Raw genomic sequence first — 19365 nt, forward strand, 5'->3', positions numbered from 1 at the left:
GTCGGAGCCCCCGGCCCCGGGCGATTTTCCGGAAGAGGATATGGGCGCGAGTCCGAAATGGAGGAAATCGGAAGGAGTTAATGAATGGGCCGATCCGACGCTCACCGTAACGAGCTCGATTGGGCCATGCTTGCTGCAAGATAATTAACGTTTTGGCGATAGCGTTTCCGGGCGATCAACCGAATTGAGCCCGGCCGTTGACTTTGACCCGCATCCGATCCGGATCATTCCCGCTGAAAGCGCTGCTCGCGGCGCTGCTGATCGGGCTTGTCTTCGGTCAGTTCATCGTCGCCGAGCCGCTTGAAAACGCAATGAAACTCGCGCGCAACAAGCTGCGCGACCATGCGGTAAGCGGGCAGGTCGTGCTCGTCGCCATCGACGACAGAAGCCTTGCCGAATTCGGCTCGGCGCCGTGGAGCGGCAGCCGAATCGCGGAGCTGCTCGATCGCGTCCGGGCCGCCAACCCCGACAGCGTCCATCTCGACGCCGCGCTTCCCGGGCAAGGGCCGTCGCTCGACGCCACGCGCCTCGAGGCGTCGCTCGCCGCCTTCCGGACGCCGGTCACATTGCCGGCGCGCTTCTCGATCGACCGGCTGTCGGAGCGGCGCGCGATCGAGCCGCCCGCGCGCTTCACGCGCCATGCGCGGCTGGTCAACACCAACCTCTACGAGGAATGGGACGGGCGCATCTGGGCCCACCTCAATGGCGCCGTCGTGGGAGAGCGATATTTGCCTTCGCTCGCGGCGTTCCTGGCCGGGCGCGACGACCGGTCGTCGAGGCATTTCCCGATCGACCACGCGCTCAACGTGCGCACCATCCCCGTGGTGAGCGCAGGCGACCTCCTCGGCAACCGCGCGCGTGCGACCCTGCTCGCGGGCAAGTCGGTCGTCATAGCACGGACCGATATCGGCGCGGATCATTTCGTCGCGCCGGGCAGCGGCCATGTGCCCGCGGCCATGATCCACATCCTGGCCGCCGAGACCCTGATCGAGGGGGCGCCGACCAACGCCGGCTGGTTCCCGCCGCTCGTCCTGGCGATGATCCTCGCCTGCCTCATCCTGGGCTCGCGAAGGCGCTCCGTCGCCCTGGGCGCGCTCGCCTTTGCCGCGGTCGCGTTCCTCGTCGGGCCGCTCCTGCTCGAGACCCGGCACATCCATATCGAGGTGACCGCAGCGCTCGCCGCAGTCTGCGTCGCCGCGACGGCCCGGTTGATCCGCAGCCTGCGGCGCTCCTATCAGACCCGCGGCACGATCAACATCGTCACCGGGATGCCGAACCTCCAGGCGCTGAGGAACACGACCGACGAATCCGATGCGATCGTCGTCACCGCCCGGGTGAAGAATTACGCCCACATCGCGACGACGCTGCCGCCCCAGCACGAGAAGGACCTGGTCGAACAGATCGTCGCGCGGCTGAAATTCGGCACCGGAAGCTCGGTCATCTACCAGGCCGACGAAGGCGTGTTCGTCTGGCTATCCCACCACGCCGGCGAGGAAAGCGTCATCCAGCAGATCGAGGGCCTCCACGCCCTCTTCCGCAGCCCGATTGTCATCGCCACGCGGATTATCGACCTCGCGGTCACCTTCGGCCTGGACGCCGACGAGAACCGGACCATCCTCCAGCGCGTGTCGAGCTCGCTGGTCGCGGCCGACGAGGCGGCGCGCGACGGCAGGCGCTGGGCGAGCTTCAATCCGGCCAGCCTCGAGGACGCCGAATGGAGCATGTCGCTCCTCGCCCGCCTCGACCATGCCATCGACAATGGCGAGCTGTGGGTCGCCTACCAGCCCAAGCTCGATTGCCGGACCGGCGAAATCCTGGGCGCCGAGGCGCTGGTGCGCTGGACTCATCCGGAAAAGGGCCAGGTCTATCCCGACCAATTTATCGGTGCCGCCGAGCAAGGCGGCCGGATCGAGCGGCTGACCGAATTCGTGCTCGACACCGCCATCGGCGACGTGGCCAGCATCAACGCACGCGGACGCCCGTTGAGCATCGCGGTCAACCTCTCGGCGGTGCTGCTCGGCAATGACAGCCTCGTGCCGCTCGTCGAGGGGCTGCTGCGCAAGCACAAGCTGCGGCCCAACCTGCTCACCCTCGAAGTGACCGAGACCTCGACCATGGGCAGCGAGGCGCGGGCGATCGCCAACCTGCGCCGCCTCAACGACATCGGCATCGAGCTGTCGATCGACGATTACGGCACCGGCTTCTCGACGCTGGAATATCTGCGTCGGATTCCGGCGTCGGAGATCAAGATCGACCGCAGCTTCGTCACCATGCTGCACACCTCGCAAAGCGACCGCATCATGGTCAACTCGACCATCCAGCTCGCCCATTCGCTCGGCCGCAAGGTTGTCGCCGAAGGCGTCGAAAGCCAGGAGATCCTCGATCATCTCCGGCACATGCGGTGCGATTTCGTGCAGGGCTACCACACCGGCCGCCCGGTTGCGTTCGAGGCCTTCCTCAGTCGTCTCAACGTAAAGGCTGGCCGGCAAGCCGCCTGACCTGCCGCCCTTGCGGCAATCCTAACAAGCAGAATTTCGCTCTTTTGCGACGCGCTGTCTCGAAACAGGAGACCGTGCTCATACTGTGCTGGCTTTTTACTTGTTAAGGATACCAATTAAGGTTAATACCTCCGTAGCCAAAAACCTAAGGGAGGTCGGCATGAGTATCTGGGCATGGCTTTGGGGCGGTGGAAGCTACCGCTGATCCGCTGATCTCAGCACAACCATAAAGCCCCGTTTCGGCGGGGCTTTTTCTTTGCCTGGAGTCTCCGCTTCTGTGCGCGCGCGAAGAAATTAACCAATTCGAATCGGCGCGAAGCCGCACGTCCTCCCCTTGACCGCGCTGCCCGATCTGTTATGGGGCCGCCCCTGACCGTGGGTTCGCCCGCCGGTCGCCGTCCGAGACAGCTGGTGGGCCCAGGCCCTTAATCTCCAGCCTAGACGGGGAAGAGTTTCACCAGCCCGGCTAAGCCGCGGCTGAGTCTGCCACGGCCTCAAGTGCCCGCGGACGCGCGACCAATCCCCTCGGACAACTACCCCGGCGGATGTCCCGTCGGGTTTCGTGTGCGTTCCCGCCCAGCGGGAGCGCGAAAGGAAGAGGCATGGATCGAGCTCAAAAGAGAGAGCAGGTCGCACAGCTGAAGCAGACGTTCAACGAGACCGGCGTGGTGGTCATCACCCGCAATCTCGGCATGTCGGTGGCCCAGTCCACCGCCCTGCGGATCCGGATGCGCGACGCTGGCGCCAGCTACAAGGTGTCCAAGAACACGCTCGCTCTCATCGCCGTCGAGGGAACGCCTTACGCGCCGATCAGCGACATGCTGACCGGCCCGACGGCGCTCGCCACATCGTCCGATCCCGTCGCGGCCGCCAAGGTCGCCGTGGATTTCGCCAAGACGACCGACAAGTTCGAGATCGTCGGCGGCGCGATGGGCGATACGCTCCTCGATGCGAACGGAGTGAAGGCGCTCGCCGAGCTGCCGTCGCTTGACGAACTGCGTGCCAAGATCGTGGGCCTCGTCCAGGCGCCCGCGACCAAGCTCGCCCAGCTCGCCAATGCGCCTGCGGCCAAGCTCGCCCGCGTGTTCGGCGCCTATGCGGCCAAAGAAGAGGCCTGATTACCCGTCACCCCAGCGCAAGCTGGGGCCCACCGTAGATGCCAGCCTGCGCTGGCATGACGAAATGAACTGGAGAATTGAAAATGGCAGACATCAACGCGCTGGTTGACCAGCTTTCCGAACTGACCGTCCTCGAAGCGGCTGACCTCGCCAAGGCCCTCGAAGAGAAGTGGGGCGTTTCGGCCGCCGCGGCTGTCGCGGTTGCCGGTCCGGCCGCCGGTGGCGGCGCTGGCGCCCCGGCTGCTGAAGAGCAGACCGAGTTCGACGTGATCCTCACCGGCGACGGTGGCAAGAAGATCAACGTGATCAAGGAAGTCCGTGCGATCACCGGCCTGGGCCTCGGCGAAGCCAAGGCGCTGGTCGAAGGCGCGCCGAAGCCGATCAAGGAAGGCGTCGCCAAGGACGAAGCCGAGAAGATCAAGAAGCAGATCGAGGAAGCCGGCGGCACCGTCGAGCTTAAGTAAGCTTCTCGAACGAGCTTTGCGGGTGTCTTGAAGCGCCCGTGGAGGGAGAGGGCGGTCCGGAGACGGGCCGCCCTTTTTCTTTGGCCGCGCGGCAGCGATCGGAGGGGAGTGGCTCTCCCCTCCAGACCGTCAGAACTGGAATTCGAGCGGCGCGACGCCGAGTCCGTAGGGCGCCGGTTGCAGGATGCCGCCGAGCGAGGCCGACGGGCCGTCTTCGATCTCGACCGCCGCGAAATCGTCGACGCCGAGCAGCACCACCGAGCCGCCGCCGTGGCTGAACGCGATCGAGAGGTCGGCGATGCCGTCCCCGTCGACGTCGCCGACGCGGTGGCTTTGCACGCCCACGCCGTTCAGCACGAGGCGGTCCTCGGCGACGTCGAAATCGAGGATCGTGTCGTTGCCCCCGCCCCGCGCGAACCAGAAGGAATCCGGCCCCTCCCCGCCCGACATCCGGTCGTTGCCGTTGCCGCCGTGGAGATTGTCGCGGCCGGCGCCGCCGTCGAGCAGGTCGTTGCCGTTGCCGCCGAGCAGGACATCGTTGCCGGAGCCGCCGGACAGGCTGTCATTGCCGTTGTCGCCGGCCAGCAGGTCGTGGCCGTCGCCGCCCGACAGCGCGTCGTTGCCGTTGCCGCCGTAGAGGAAGTCCTCGCCGGCGCCGGTGGCGATCACGTCATTGCCGTTGCCACCGAAGCGGACCTCGGTGTCGAAGCGGCCGGTGACGGTTACTTCGACCGTCGCGGTGCTGGTCAGGCCGCTGCCGTCGGTCACCGTGTAGGTGAAGCGATCCGTCGCGGTCTGGCCCGGCAACAGCAGGTCGTAGGAGTCGGCGTCGGCGACGTAGCGCAGGGTCTGAGTCGCGGCGTCGAAGATGACGCTGCCGTTGGTGGCGGAGGTGTCGACCGACTGGATCGTCAGCGTCGTACCGGCATCCGGATCGCTGTCGTTGGCGAGCAGGGTGGCCCACAGGTTGGCGGTCGTGGCGTCCTCGTCGACCGCGACCGCGTCGCCCTCGGCGACCGGCGCCTCGTTGATGTCGGCGACGGTGATGACGAACTCGCGGGCCACGCGAAGGCCGTCGGGATCGACCGCCTCGGCGACGATCGTGTAGCTCGACTGCGCCTCGAAATCGAGCGGCGCGGTCGTGGTCAGCGCGCCAGTCGCGGAGTCGAGATCGAACAGGCCGCCGGCGTCGTCGACCAGCTGGAAGGACAGCATGTCCTCGTCCGGATCCTCGGCGCTGAGCGTTCCGACGAGGGTGCCCGCCGGCGCGTTCTCGACCACCACGGAATCGTCGATCGCGAGGTCGGTCGGCGCCTCGTTGGGATGCTCAATGAACAGGCGGCCGACGATCGCGTCATGGTCGGTGCCGCGGAACACGGTGCGCGGCTGCTCGCTGTTGAGGTGGACGATGTCGAACAGAGCGCCTGGCATCATGTTGCCGCTGACCAGCAGATGGTCGATGGCCTGGCTATTGCCGTCGAAGATGTAGCCGTAGCGCTCCTCCTCCGGATTGAGCCGGTGGAGATTGGTGACGACCCCGCCCGCCTCGAGGCTGGTCAGCGATTCCTCGAACCAGAAACCGTTGAAGTCGCCGAGCACGCCCAGGCGCAAGTTCGGGTTGGTCGCCAGCGATTCCTCGAGGAACTGGCGCACCACCGCGCTCTGCGCGTTGCGGCCGGCCTCGCCGGCGTTGAACGGCGGCTGGTTGGCGCCCATCAACGGGTCGCTGTTGATTCGAGCCGGAGCGTGGACGTTGACCACCCGCACCGTCTCGCCGTTGAAGATGAAGTCGGCGACCAGCGGATTGCGGCTATTGGCGAAGACGGTGCTGCCCGGCCCGCCGGTGAGCAGCTGAGCGCTGCCTTCGACATAGTCGACCCGGTCGGCGCGGTAGAGGAAGCCGTTGCGGATGTTGCCGCCGGCCTCGCCGCCAGTGCTGTTCGCGGTCGCCGGCGCGATCTCGACATAGATATATTGCGGCCCGCCATCCTCGAGGATTTCGTCGATCAGGCGCTGGGCCGTCTCGGCGGCGGACAAGGGATGGCTGCCGTTGGCGCCATTGGCGTCCTGCATCTCCTGGAGGCCGATGATGTCGGGCGCCTGCAGGTTGAGCCGGATATTGTCGGCGAGGATCTCGAACTTCGCATCCTCGTCGGCGAGGCTCAGATTCTCGACGTTGAAGCTTGCGACGGTGAGATGGTTGCGGCCGCCGACGAGGTCGGTCGTCTCGCGCTCCAGCGGGCCCTCGTCATGGGTGACGGTCGCGGTCTCGCCGAGCACGACGCGGAAATTGCCGTCGCCATAGGAAACGACGCCGGTGACGTCGCCGAGGCGGTCGCCTTGAGTCAGATTCTCGAGCTGCGCGTCGCCGGTCAGGCGGATCCGCTCGGGATTGAAGTCGCCGTCGGAAATGGTGATTCCGCCGCGGCTGTTGGTGCCGGTGGCGCCCTCCCCGCCCGACGCGACGACATGGACTCCGCCGTCGCGGCCGTTGGCGACCACGAGCGGCGCCTCGACGGTGACGCGCATGCCTTCCAGCGCTTCGTAGAAATCGATCCCGTCATTCTCGGGATCGAACACGCTGAAGCCGTCGTCGTCGATGATCTCGGACGGGGGCAGGATTCCGCCGGTGCCGATCACCACCGCGTCGGGCAGCGCATTGCCGCTCGACTGGACGGTCACGGTCGACGCCTCGATCTCGGTGGTGGTGAGGCCGGCGCCGCCGCCGAACTCGGTCACCGTGCCGCTGACCAGGACGCCGTCGCCGATCGCGACGGTCGGGGCGGTGCGGGTGAAGACGAAGATCGCGTCGGAGGTGCGTGAATTGCCGTCGCCGGCGGCGTCCTGGAGGTAGAAGCCGTTGGACGCGAGCGCGGTGACGATTCCGGTGGTGGTCACCGGCTGGCCCTCGAACGGCGAACGGTGCTGCTCGCCCTGGATCTCGTAGATGCGCAGGTTGAGCGGGTCGTCGTTGACGATGACGCCGGTCGCGCTGCCGTCGGCGATGGCGACGTTGCCGGTGGTGCCGGTCAAGGTGACGGTCAGGCTCTCGTTGAACTCGGGCGCGGTATCGCCGCTGATCCGGACCCGGATTTCGACGCTTGCGACTCCGACCGCGAACGACACGCTTCCGGTCAGCGCCTGGCCGGCGCCGAGGTCGGCCGTATCGGTGGTGCCGTGGCCGATCTCGTAATCGGCGGTGGCACTCTGGTTGAGGCCGCCGGCGCGGCGCACGGTGAACACCATGTCGCGCTCGCCGTCATTGCCCTCGACGACTCGCGCGTCGACGATGCTGATGAGGCCGGTGGCGTCGCCGCCGATGAAGTCCTGGCCTGTGTTGACCGCGCCGAAATTGTCGGCGCGGACGCTGGTCCAGCTGAAATCCTCGTAGCTCGCGCCGGTGCCGGTCAGCTGAAGCGACAGGCCGGGCTGATCGCCGCCGGCTTCGGACACGCCGATGTCGGTGCTGGTCATGCCCGCCGCCGGGCCGTTGGTCGCGGTGATGGTGCCCTCGTAGGACAGGAACTGGACGACGCGGCCGAACGGATCGACGAGCGCGAAGCCGTCGGGCGAGCCGTTCTGGATGCCGTTGCCGCCGACGTTGAAGGAGAGCGTGCCGTAGCCGTCGTCCTGGTCGGGCACGACGCCACTCAGGGCGATGAGCGGCGCGTAGGAGGCGCCATTGCTGCCGTTGTAGAGGACGATGGTCCAGCCGCTGAGGTTCGTCCCCGCGGCCGCGGCGACTTCGATGCGCTCGCCGACGTCCGGATTGCCCTGATTGTCGTAATGGATCTCGTTGACGAACACGCCGCCCTGGGCGGGCGGTGGCACGTCGTCGTTGACGATCGTGCCGGTCGCGACCGCGTCGGTCAGCGCGGCGCCGCCGGTCGGCGCCGACAGGGTGACGGTAAAGGTCTCGTCGGCCTCGAAGTCGAGGTCGCCGGCGACCTGGATGGTGACGATCTGGGTCGTCGAGTCGCCGTCGGCGAAGCTGACCGTCCCGGTCAGCGGCCCGGCGAGGTCGGCCGAATTGGCGCTGCCCGGGAACGTCACCGTCCAGGTCGCCGAGACGGCGCCGTCCGTGCCGCCCTGGCGGCTGACCTCGAAGCTCATCGTGGTGAAGCCGGCATCGCCCTCGACGACCTGAGCGTCGGCGATCGCCAATACGCCCGGCGTGTCGCCGGCCAGCGGCTCGCTGGACACGACGATGTCGTCGATTCCGACCATCGCGTCGCTGCCCGGCGCGTCGTTGGTGATGATTCGGATCTCGACCAGCGACTGGTTGTTGGCTGCGGCCGGCAGCAGCACGTCGAGGTCGACGGTCTGGTTGCCCGCGGCGTTGAACACGCCGCTGACCGCCCCGCCCGGCAGGTTGATGAAGTCGCCGGTGCCGCCGATCCGATACTGGACCGCGAACTTCTGGTCGGTGGTGGAATTGTCGAGCTCGCGCAGAATCGCTGTGAAGCGCACGTTCTGGACGTCGGTCGTGTCGAGATAGATGACCAGGTGCGGCGCATCGGCGGTGCCGGAGCCCTGCAGCGCGACCACGTCGTCGCTGATCTCGTGGACGCCGCCCGTGGAGCTCGTCGCGCTGCTGCCGTTGATCAGGTTGACCGGAGTGGCGCTGCCGTCGGCGCGGACGTTCTGCGGGTCGGTCGACGTGCTGCTGCTGAGGCCGTCGCCGCGATAGCCGACGATGCTCGGAACGCCCCAATTGTCGGTCGTGAGCTGGCCCGCGGTCCCGGTCCAGTTCTGCATGAACTTGCTGTTGCGAAGGGCGTGAGGAGTCCAGGTCATCGAGGCGTCTCCGGCAAGAGTTGCAGGAAGCCGTCTCGCGCCCATCCGCGAACCCGTCCCCCCGTCGGTCAGGTCGGCAAGGCCGATTCCCGCGAATCGGCCCAATCCGAGTTGTTGCTATCCGTAAGCAAGCCGCGCCCGCCGCACTAGCCGGCGTGCAAGAAGTTTCCGTGACAATTCAGCGGCAAGAGCCCATTTCGGGACGAGACGCGGGGCGCGGCGAAAAGCCCATTTTCTTTTGCCACGCGGTTTGACATCGCCACCCTCTTTACCTACATGGCGCTCTCACCCTTTCCCGCCGGAACAGGATGCGCCGTCGCGCAGCGCATCGCACGCATTGGCTGGAAGGGATTGCCAGGCCGCTATCAGCTGCGTCTCCACACCCCTCGGAGCCGCGGCTTTTTGCGTCTGGAGCGCTCCTGTTCTGGGAAGGCGAGATACACATTTATGGCGACTGCAGCTCCGGCGACCGAGACGCGCTCTTCCGCGTCCAAGCGCATCCGCAAGATTTTCGGCAACATCCACGAAGTCAGCGAGATGCCGAACCTCATCGAGGTTCAGCGCGAAAGCTATGAGCAATTCCTCCGTTCGCGGCCCGCGGACGGCTATGTGTCCGGCCTCGAGAAGACCCTTCGCTCGGTCTTCCCGATCCGCGACTTCGCCGGCACCGCCGAGCTCGACTTCGTCAATTACGAGCTCGAGGATCCCAAGTACGACACCGACGAGTGCCGCCAGCGGGGCATGACCTATGCCGCGCCGATGCGCGTCACCCTTCGCCTGATCGTATTCGAGGTCGATCCCGATACCGAAACCCGCTCAGTGCTCGATATCAAGGAGCAGGACGTCTACATGGGCGACATGCCGCTGATGACGAAGAACGGCACGTTCATCGTCAACGGCACCGAGCGCGTAATCGTTTCGCAGATGCACCGCTCGCCGGGCGTGCTCTTCGACCATGACCGCGGCAAGACCCACGCCTCGGGCAAGTATCTCTTCGCCGCCCGCGTCATCCCCTATCGCGGCTCGTGGCTCGACTTCGAGTTCGACGCCAAGGACATCGTCAACGTCCGAATCGACCGCAAGCGCAAGCTGCCGGTCACCGCCCTCCTGCACGCGCTGGGCCTCACCAGCGAGGAAATCCTCAACACCTTCTACAACCGCGTGACCTACGTCCGCGGCCCGAACGGCTGGCAGGTTCCTTATGTGAAGGACAATTGGCGGGGCCAGAAGCCGCTCTACGACGTGGTCAATGCCGACACCGGCGAGGTCGTCTTCCCCGCCGGCACCAAGATCACGCCGCGCGCCGCCAACAAGGCGGAGAAGGACGGCCTCCAGAACCTCCTCATCCCGACCGAAGAGATTTTCGGCCGCTATTCGGCCTACGACCTCATCAACGAGTCGACCGGCGAGATTTACATCGAGGCCGGCGACGAGGTCTCCCCCGAGAATCTCGAGAAGCTCGACAAGGCCGGCATCGACCGCATCGAGCTGCTCGACATCGATCACGTCAACACCGGCGCGTGGATGCGCAACACGCTGAAGGCGGACAAGTCGGAGGACCGCGACAGCGCGCTCGCCGACATCTACCGCGTCATGCGTCCGGGCGAGCCGCCGACCAAGGAGACCGCCGAGGCGCTCTTCTACGGCCTGTTCTTCGATTCCGAGCGCTATGACCTCTCGGCCGTCGGCCGCGTGAAGCTCAACATGCGCCTCGGCCTCGACGCCGAGGACACCGTCACCACCCTGCGCACCGAGGACATCGTCGCGGTCGTCCAGGAGCTGGTGAACCTGAAGGACGGCAAGGGCGAGATCGACGACATCGACAATCTCGGTAACCGCCGCGTGCGTTCGGTCGGCGAGCTGCTCGAGAACCAGTATCGCGTCGGCCTGCTCCGCATGGAGCGCGCCGTGAAGGAGCGCATGAGCTCGGTCGACGTGTCGACCGTGATGCCGAACGACCTGATCAACGCCAAGCCCGCGGTCGCCGCGGTGCGCGAGTTCTTCGGTTCGTCGCAGCTGTCGCAGTTCATGGACCAGACCAACCCGCTCTCCGAAGTGACGCACAAGCGTCGCGTCTCGGCGCTCGGGCCGGGCGGCCTCACCCGCGAGCGCGCGGGCTTCGAGGTCCGCGACGTCCATCCGACCCACTATGGCCGAATCTGCCCGATCGAGACTCCGGAAGGCCCGAACATCGGCCTGATCAACTCGCTCGCCACCTTCGCGCGGGTCAACAAGTACGGCTTCATCGAGACTCCGTATCGCAAGATCATCGACGGCAAGGTCACCAACGAGGTCATCTACCTCTCCGCGATGGAGGAGCAGAAGCACACCGTCGCCCAGGCGAACGCTGAGCTCGACGACGAGGGCCGCTTCGTCGAGGAAATCGTCTCCAGCCGCCAGGCCGGCGACTTCCTCATGGCGCCGCGCGACCAGATCACCCTGATGGACGTGTCGCCGAAGCAGCTGGTCTCGGTTGCCGCCTCGCTCATTCCGTTCCTCGAGAATGACGACGCCAACCGCGCGCTGATGGGCTCGAACATGCAGCGCCAGGCGGTGCCGCTGGTCCAGGCCGAGGCGCCGTTCGTCGGCACCGGCATGGAAGAAACGGTGGCGCGCGATTCCGGCGCGGCCATCTCGGCGCGCCGCACCGGCGTGGTCGACCAGGTCGATGCGGCCCGCATCGTCATCCGCGCGACCGAGGACGTCGAGGCCGGCAAGTCGGGCGTCGACATCTACACGCTGATGAAGTTCCAGCGCTCGAACCAGAACACCTGCATCAACCAGCGCCCGCTGGTGAAGAAGGGCGACCTGGTCCGCAAGGGCGACGTCATCGCCGACGGTCCCTCGACCGAGATGGGCGAGCTCGCCCTCGGCCGGAACGTGCTCGTCGCGTTCATGCCGTGGAACGGCTACAACTATGAGGACTCGATCCTGATCTCCGAGCGGATCGTGAAGGACGACGTCTTCACCTCGATCCACATCGAGGAGTTCGAGGTGATGGCCCGCGACACCAAGCTGGGTCCGGAGGACATCACCCGCGACATCCCGAACGTCGGTGAAGAGGCGCTCAGGAACCTCGACGAGGCCGGCATCGTCTACATCGGCGCCGAGGTCGAGCCGGGCGACATTCTGTGCGGCAAGATCACGCCGAAGGGCGAAAGCCCGATGACTCCGGAGGAGAAGCTCCTCCGCGCCATCTTCGGCGAGAAGGCGTCGGACGTTCGCGACACCTCGCTCCGCCTGCCGCCGGGCGTGTCCGGCACGGTGGTCGAGGTGCGCGTGTTCAACCGTCACGGCATCGACATCGACGACCGTACCCGCGCGATCCAGACCGAGGAGAAGGATCGTCTCCGCAAGGACGCGGACGACGAGCGCTCGATCCTCAAGCGGTCGACCTATGCCCGCCTGCGCGAGATGCTGGTCGGTCAGGTCGCCACCGCGGCGCCGAAGGGCGTCAAGAAGGGAGCCGAGATCGACTCCGCCGCTCTCGACAGCGTCGAGCCGCACGAATGGTGGAAGTTCGCGGTGAAGGACGACTCCGTCCAGGCCGACCTCGAGGCGGTCAAGGCTCAGTATGACGAGGCCGAAGGCGCCATCAAGCGGCGCCTCGACGACCGGGTCGAGAAGCTGGAGCGTGGCGACGAGCTGCCGCCGGGCGTGCTCAAGATGGTCAAGGTGTTCGTCGCGGTGAAGCGCAAGCTTCAGCCGGGCGACAAGATGGCCGGCCGTCACGGCAACAAAGGCGTCATCTCGCGCATCTTGCCGATCGAGGACATGCCGTTCCTCGAGGACGGGACCCATGCCGACATCGTGCTCAACCCGCTGGGCGTGCCGTCGCGCATGAACGTCGGGCAGATCTTCGAGACTCATCTCGGTTGGGCCGCCCGCGGCCTCGGCCAGCAGATCAAGGCCATGCTCGAGCAGATGCACGACAACGGCCAGGAGTTCGAAGGCAAGGGTGTCGAAGCCGTCCGCGCCAAGCTCAAGGACATGTACGGCCCCAATTACGACGCGGACATCGACGCCCGTACCGACGAGGACGTGATGGAGCTCGCCTCCAACCTCACCGGCGGCCTGCCGATGGGCACTCCGGTGTTCGACGGCGCCAAGGAAGCCGACGTCGCGGCGATGCTGGAGAAGGCGGGTCTCGACCCGTCGGGCCAGGTCACCCTGTTCGACGGCCGCACCGGCGACGCCTTCGACCGCAAGGTGACGGTGGGCTACATCTACATGCTGAAGCTCCACCACCTCGTGGACGACAAGATCCACGCGCGCTCGATCGGCCCGTACAGCCTCGTCACCCAGCAGCCGCTGGGCGGCAAGGCGCAGTTCGGCGGCCAGCGCTTCGGTGAGATGGAGGTGTGGGCGCTTCAGGCTTACGGCGCCGCCTACACCCTGCAGGAGATGCTGACGGTGAAGTCGGACGACGTGATCGGCCGCACCAAGGTCTATGAGGCGATCGTCAAGGGCGACGACACCTTCGAGGCCGGCATCCCCGAGAGCTTCAACGTGCTCGTCAAGGAGATGCGCTCGCTGGGCCTCAACGTGGAGCTCAACAGCCTTGTCGATACCGACGAGGACGGTGGGCTGGCCGAGGCGGCGGAGTGATCTGACGGGGCGCCTTCGGGCGCCCCTCACCTCCGCTCCAGAGAAATTGACCCCTTAGAGGGAAAAAGAAATGAACGAACTGACCAATTTCGCGAACCCGGTCGCCAAGCCGGAGACGTTCGACCAGATCAAGATCGGCATCGCCTCGCCCGAGCGGATCCGCTCCTGGTCGTTCGGCGAGATCAAGAAGCCTGAGACGATCAACTACCGCACGTTCAAGCCCGAGCGCGACGGCCTGTTCTGCGCGCGCATCTTCGGTCCGATCAAGGATTACGAGTGCCTGTGCGGGAAGTACAAGCGCATGAAGTACAAGGGCATCGTCTGCGAGAAGTGCGGCGTCGAGGTCACTGTCTCGAAGGTCCGCCGCGAGCGCATGGGCCATATCGAGCTGGCCGCGCCGGTCGCCCACATCTGGTTCCTGAAGTCGCTTCCGAGCCGCATCGGCCTTCTGCTCGACATGCAGCTGAAGCAGCTCGAGCGTGTCCTTTACTTCGAGAGCTACATCGTCACCGAGCCCGGCCTCACCCCGCTCGAGAAGTTCCAGCTCCTCACCGAGGACGAGCTGCTCGACGCGCAGGATGAATATGGCGAGGACGCCTTCACCGCCGGCATCGGCGCCGAGGCGGTCAAGCAGATGCTCATCGACCTCGACCTCGAGGGCGAGAAGGAAGAGCTGCTGAAGGAGCTGGCCGAGACCAAGTCGGAGCTGAAGCCCAAGAAGATCATCAAGCGCCTGAAAGTCGTCGAGAGCTTCCTCGAGTCCGGCAACCGCCCGGAGTGGATGATCCTCGACGTCGTGCCGGTCATCCCGCCCGAGCTGCGCCCGCTCGTCCCGCTGGACGGCGGCCGCTTCGCGACCTCGGACCTCAACGACCTCTACCGCCGGGTCATCAACCGCAACAACCGACTGAAGCGGCTGATGGAGCTTCGCGCTCCGGACATCATCGTCCGCAACGAGAAGCGCATGCTTCAGGAGGCGGTCGACGCCCTGTTCGACAACGGCCGCCGCGGCCGCACCATCACCGGCGCTAACAAGCGTCCGCTGAAGTCGCTGTCCGACATGCTCAAGGGCAAGCAGGGCCGCTTCCGCCAGAACCTGCTCGGCAAGCGCGTCGACTATTCGGGCCGCTCGGTCATCGTCACCGGTCCGGAGCTGAAGCTCCACCAGTGCGGCCTTCCGAAGAAGATGGCGCTCGAGCTGTTCAAGCCGTTCATCTACTCGCGCCTCGACGCCAAGGGTCTGTCGATGACCCTCAAGCAGGCGAAGAAGTGGGTCGAGAAGGAGCGCAAGGAAGTCTGGGACATCCTCGACGAAGTCATTCGCGAGCACCCGGTCCTTCTCAACCGCGCGCCGACGCTCCACCGTCTCGGCATCCAGGCGTTCGAGCCGGTGCTGATCGAGGGCAAGGCGATCCAGCTTCACCCGCTGGTCTGCGCCGCGTTCAACGCCGACTTCGACGGCGACCAGATGGCCGTGCACGTCCCGCTGAGCCTCGAGGCGCAGCTGGAAGCGCGCGTCCTGATGATGTCGACCAACAACATCCTGTCGCCCGCCAACGGCAAGCCGATCATCGTGCCGTCGCAGGATATGGTGCTGGGCCTCTACTATCTGTCGATGGAGCGTGAGGGCGAGCCCGGCGAGGGCATGCTGCTTGCCGACATGCAGGAGGTCCACCAGGCCCTCCACGTCGGCGCGGTGACTCTGCACTCGAAGATCGTCAGCCGAGTCCCGCAGACGGACGAGAGCGGCAAGACCTACATGAAGCGCTTCGAGACGACGCCGGGCCGAATGCTGCTCGCCGAGACTCTGCCGAAGAGCCACAAGGTCCCGTTCGAGACCGTCAACCGACTGCTCACCAAGAAGGACATCGGCGACGTCATCGACGAGGTCTATCGCCACACCGGCCAGAAGGACACGGTGCTGTTCGCCGACGCGATCATGCAGCTCGGCTTCCGCCACGCGTTCCGCGCCGGCATCTCGTTCGGCAAGGATGACATGGTCATCCCGCACGAGAAGGAAGGCCTCGTCGACGAAACCCGTAGCCTCGTGAAGGATTACGAGCAGCAGTATCAGGATGGCCTGATCACGCAGCAGGAGAAGTACAACAAGGTGATCGACGCCTGGAGCCGTTGCGGCGACCAGGTCGCGAACGCCATGATGGATAAGATCAAGGCGCAGCCGAAGGACAAGTCCGGGCGCATGGCCCCGATCAACTCCATCTACATGATGGCTCACTCCGGCGCCCGTGGTTCGCAGGCCCAGATGAAGCAGCTCGCCGGCATGCGCGGCCTCATGGCCAAGCCCTCGGGCGAGATCATCGAGACCCCGATCATCTCCAACTTCAAGGAAGGCCTGACCGTCCTTGAGTACTTCAACTCGACCCACGGCGCCCGCAAGGGTCTCGCCGACACCGCGCTCAAGACGGCGAATTCCGGCTACCTGACCCGCCGTCTCGTCGACGTGTCGCAGGACTGCGTCGTCGTGGAGCCGGATTGCGGCACCGAGAACAACCTGGAGATGCGCGCCATCGTCCAGGGCGGCGCCACCATCGCCTCGCTCGGCGAGCGCATCCTCGGCCGCACGCCGATCGAGGACGTGGTCGACAGCAAGACCGGCACCGTCATCGCCAAGGAAGGCGAGCTCATTGACGAGAACGGCGCGCGGATGATCGACGAGCTCGGAGTCCAGGCGGTGCACATCCGGTCGCCGCTGGTCTGCGAGAGCGAGAACGGCGTCTGCGCCAAGTGCTACGGGCGTGACCTCGCCCGCGGCACGCCGGTCAACATCGGCGAGGCGGTCGGCGTCATCGCGGCGCAGTCGATCGGCGAGCCGGGCACCCAGCTGACGATGCGGACCTTCCACATCGGCGGCGCCGCTCAGCTCAACGAGACGTCGAGCCTTGAAGCCCCGGTCGACGGCACGATCAAGCTGAAGGACCTGCCGGTCATCACCGATCCGCGCGGCCGTCACGTCGCGATGGCGCGCAACGGCGAGCTGGTGATCGAGGATATGGACGGGCGCGAATTGTCGTCGCACCGCATCCCCTACGGCGCGCACCTGATCGTCGAGCATGGTCACATCGTGAACAAGGGCGATCGCCTGGCCGAGTGGGATCCGTTCATGATGCCGGTGATCACCGAAAAGGGCGGCAAGGTCGCGTTCCAGGACCTGATCGAGGGCAAGACCCTGGCGGAGCAGACGGACGAGGCCACCGGCATCGCCCAGCGCGTCGTCACCGAGTTCCGCGCCACCGGCCGGAGCAAGGAGGATCTGCGTCCGCGCATCACCCTGCTCGACGAGGGCTCGGGTGAGGCCGCGCGCTACATGCTCGCTCCGGGCGCGATGCTCTCGGTCGAGGAGGGCCAGACGGTGGCCGCGGGTGAAGTCATCGCCCGTGTCAGCCGCGAGTCCGCCAAGACCCGCGACATCACCGGCGGTCTGCCGCGCGTCGCGGAGCTGTTCGAGGCGCGCAAGCCGAAGGAGAACGCGATCATCGCGAAGGTCTCCGGCCGAATCGCCTTCGGCAAGGACTATAAGGCCAAGCGCAAGATCGCGATCATCCCCGAGGACGGGGGCGAGCCGGTCGAGTATCTGGTGCCCAAGTCCAAGGTCATCGACGTGCAGGAAGGCGACTTCGTCAAGCGCGGCGACAATCTGATCGGCGGCAGCCCGGATCCGCACGACATCCTCGAAGTGCTCGGCGTCAAGGCGCTGGCCGAGTATCTCGTGTCGGAGATCCAGGAGGTCTATCGACTGCAGGGCGTGAAGATCAACGACAAGCACATCGAGGTGATCGTTCGCCAGATGCTGCAGAAGGTCGAGATCACTGAGGACGGCGATTCCACCTTCCTCAAGGGCGAGCAGGTCGACCTCGCGGAGATGCGCGAGGCCAATGCCAAGCTCGTCGCCGCGAAGAAGCAGCCGGCGCAGGGCAAGCCGGTCCTCCTTGGAATCACCAAGGCGAGCCTGCAGACCCGCTCGTTCATCTCGGCCGCCTCGTTCCAGGAGACGACCCGGGTCCTCACCGAGGCTTCGGTGCAGGGCAAGATCGACACGCTGGACGGTCTCAAGGAGAACGTCATCGTCGGCCGCCTCATCCCGGCGGGCACCGGCGCGGGCATGAACCGCATGCGCATCGCCGCCTCGAGCCGCGACGCCGCTCTGCGCGCGACCCAGCGTCGCATGCAGGAGGCCCTCATCGCCGCCAACACGGCCGAGGAGGAGCACAAGGCGGAGCTCGCCCAGGGTCCGGAAGCCGCGATCCAGGCCGATCCTCTGAGCGACGTGGTCCCCTCGGGCCACGGCACCGACGAGGATGCCGGCGAGTATCTGAACCAGGAGTAAGGCCTGGCCTTGTCCTGACAACGAAGCGCCCCGCCGGCAGACCGGCGGGGCGTTTTCGTTTGGGCTCAGTCGGCCGGCGACAGGTCCGGCTGGCCTTCCGCTTCTTCGTAAAGCCCGTCGAGATCCGCCGCTTCGATCTCGGCGAGCAGGCCGTCGAAGCTGTCGACGATGAAATAGCCCTGCTGGAGCGCGTCGGAGCGGTAGCGGGTGCGCAGCACAGTGCGCAGGTCGAACGGCTTGCGGCGCGGCAGCGGGCTGTCGAGCGCATAGCCCGCTTCCTCGAAGCTGGACGCGAGGCCGGCGCCGTAGATCTTCAGCGCGCCGTCCTCGCGGGCGAGGCCGAACTCGACACTGTACCAGTAAAGCCGTGACAGGCGGTGGATGTCGCCGCTGGCGAGCGCGCTCAGCCCCGCCCCGCCGAGCGCCTGCATGAAGTCCGCGACCGCCGCGTTGGCGAGCATCGGCACGTGGCCGAACACGTCGTGGAACACGTCCGGCTCCTCGATGTAATCCAGCTGGTCGGCGCGGCGGATGAAATTGCCGGCGGGGAAGCGCCGCGCTGCGAGATGAGCGAAGAAGACGTCGTCCGGAAGCAGGCCGGGCACCGCGACGACCTCCCACCCCGTCCGCCTGTGCAGCCGGTCGTTGAGCTCGCCGAGCTCCGGGATGCCGGGCCGCGACAGGCGCAGCATTTCGAGCCCTTCCGCGAACGCCCGCACCACGCGGCCGGCGAGCCGCTCCTGCTGGCGCGCGAACAGGAGGTCCCAGACGCGGTGCTCCTCGTCGGTAAATCGCTCCCAGTCCTGCGGCATCGTCCAGTCCTCGGCGGTGCCCGGCGGGCGGACGAGATGGACGTGCGGCGGGAGCTGCGGCCCGTCCGGCGGCGGGGCTGCTTCGAACTCGGTGAACATCGGGTCTTCCTTTCGCGCAAAGAAAAACCCCGCCCGGGGTCCGGACGGGGTCGGTGAAAACGGTCTTGTTAAAGACGCGTCAGCCCGGTCCCGCCCGTGCGGTGCCATAGGCGTAATAGAGGGCGGCCGCGGCGACGCGCGGCAGAGCGGCTGAGGCCTGGCGAGTGAGATCGTGCGCCATTGCCCTAAAGATGCGGGCGACCGGCTGACCTGTCAATGAACGGGATCATTCGACGTCCCGCGGAGTCTCGCTGCGCGGTTCGGCCTTGTCCGCCGGCTCGGCCGGCCGCGCCGGGGCGGGGGTGCGGCGCTCGAGCCACCAGGTCTGCTGCCAGCCGCGCTCCTCGGCGACGGGCCGGCCCTGGGCGTCACGCGCCGGAGTCCAGCGGAAGCGCTGCTCGATCAGCCGGCAGGTGGTCTGATCGAGCGCCGCGTTGCCGCTGCTTCGCGTGACCCGGCAATTGCTGACCCGCCCATCGGTGCCGACGGTGAAGCGGGTCTCCACCCGTCCCTCGGCGCGCGCCTCGACCGCGGCGCGGGGATAGTCGCGGCGGACGATCTGCCCGGACATGTGCCGCGCCCGGCTGGCGCCGCCGCCGCTGCCGCCCGCGCCCGAGCCACCGG

Annotated in this window: 8 protein-coding genes; 5 read left to right on the forward strand and 3 right to left on the reverse strand. The window is 66.5% G+C overall.

Translation table 11 applies throughout. The annotated features are described in order from the left end of the window. Window positions 1-197: 197 nt before the first annotated feature. From G7B71_RS11495 to rplL, 3 genes are all read left to right on the forward strand, one after another. Entirely contained in the window at window positions 198-2498 is a 2301-nt protein-coding gene (locus G7B71_RS11495; RefSeq protein WP_166040996.1) for an EAL domain-containing protein, read from the forward strand. 602 nt (window positions 2499-3100) lie between these two features. Then, on the forward strand, window positions 3101-3616 hold the full coding sequence (rplJ, locus tag G7B71_RS11500; protein ID WP_166040997.1) for a 50S ribosomal protein L10: 516 nt from the start codon (window positions 3101-3103) through the stop codon (window positions 3614-3616). Between the two features lie 83 nt (window positions 3617-3699). Continuing rightward, window positions 3700-4080 carry a 50S ribosomal protein L7/L12 gene (gene rplL / locus G7B71_RS11505; protein WP_166040998.1) on the forward strand — a complete coding sequence of 127 codons (381 nt, stop codon included), beginning with the start codon at window positions 3700-3702 and terminating at the stop codon, window positions 4078-4080. Window positions 4081-4209: 129 nt separating this feature from the next. Here rplL and G7B71_RS11510 read toward each other — a convergent pair whose 3' ends face one another. After that, window positions 4210-8877 carry a cadherin domain-containing protein gene (locus G7B71_RS11510; protein WP_166041000.1) on the reverse strand — a complete coding sequence of 1556 codons (4668 nt, stop codon included), beginning with the start codon at window positions 8875-8877 and terminating at the stop codon, window positions 4210-4212. A 447-nt stretch (window positions 8878-9324) separates the two neighbouring features. Between G7B71_RS11510 and rpoB the strand changes: the two genes are divergently transcribed. Both rpoB and rpoC read left to right on the forward strand, forming a co-directional pair. Next, window positions 9325-13485: a DNA-directed RNA polymerase subunit beta gene (gene rpoB / locus G7B71_RS11515; RefSeq protein ID WP_166041002.1), complete on the forward strand. Its 4161-nt coding sequence runs from the start codon at window positions 9325-9327 to the stop codon at window positions 13483-13485. A 70-nt stretch (window positions 13486-13555) separates the two neighbouring features. Next, on the forward strand, window positions 13556-17830 hold the full coding sequence (rpoC, locus tag G7B71_RS11520) for a DNA-directed RNA polymerase subunit beta' (RefSeq protein WP_166041004.1): 4275 nt from the start codon (window positions 13556-13558) through the stop codon (window positions 17828-17830). Window positions 17831-17895: 65 nt separating this feature from the next. Here rpoC and phhA read toward each other — a convergent pair whose 3' ends face one another. Together phhA and G7B71_RS11530 are read right to left on the reverse strand one after the other, a co-directional pair. Continuing rightward, entirely contained in the window at window positions 17896-18741 is an 846-nt protein-coding gene (phhA, locus tag G7B71_RS11525) for a phenylalanine 4-monooxygenase (RefSeq protein WP_166041006.1), read from the reverse strand. Window positions 18742-18967: 226 nt separating this feature from the next. After that, a partial coding sequence (locus G7B71_RS11530) for an energy transducer TonB (protein WP_166041008.1) occupies window positions 18968-19365 on the reverse strand: 398 nt, incomplete at its 5' end.

Source organism: Sphingosinicella sp. YJ22 (assembly GCF_011320075.1).
Lineage (GTDB): Bacteria > Pseudomonadota > Alphaproteobacteria > Sphingomonadales > Sphingomonadaceae > Allosphingosinicella.

Bases quoted from the DNA above. Each gene is read 5' to 3' on its own strand.
- rplJ (WP_166040997.1), top strand. From the start codon at position 3,101: ATGGATCGAGCTCAAAAGAGAGAGCAGGTCGCACAGCTGAAGCAGACG.
- rplL (WP_166040998.1), top strand. From the start codon at position 3,700: ATGGCAGACATCAACGCGCTGGTTGACCAGCTTTCCGAACTGACCGTC.
- G7B71_RS11510 (WP_166041000.1), bottom strand. From the start codon at position 8,877: ATGACCTGGACTCCTCACGCCCTTCGCAACAGCAAGTTCATGCAGAAC.
- rpoB (WP_166041002.1), top strand. From the start codon at position 9,325: ATGGCGACTGCAGCTCCGGCGACCGAGACGCGCTCTTCCGCGTCCAAG.
- rpoC (WP_166041004.1), top strand. From the start codon at position 13,556: ATGAACGAACTGACCAATTTCGCGAACCCGGTCGCCAAGCCGGAGACG.
- phhA (WP_166041006.1), bottom strand. From the start codon at position 18,741: ATGTTCACCGAGTTCGAAGCAGCCCCGCCGCCGGACGGGCCGCAGCTC.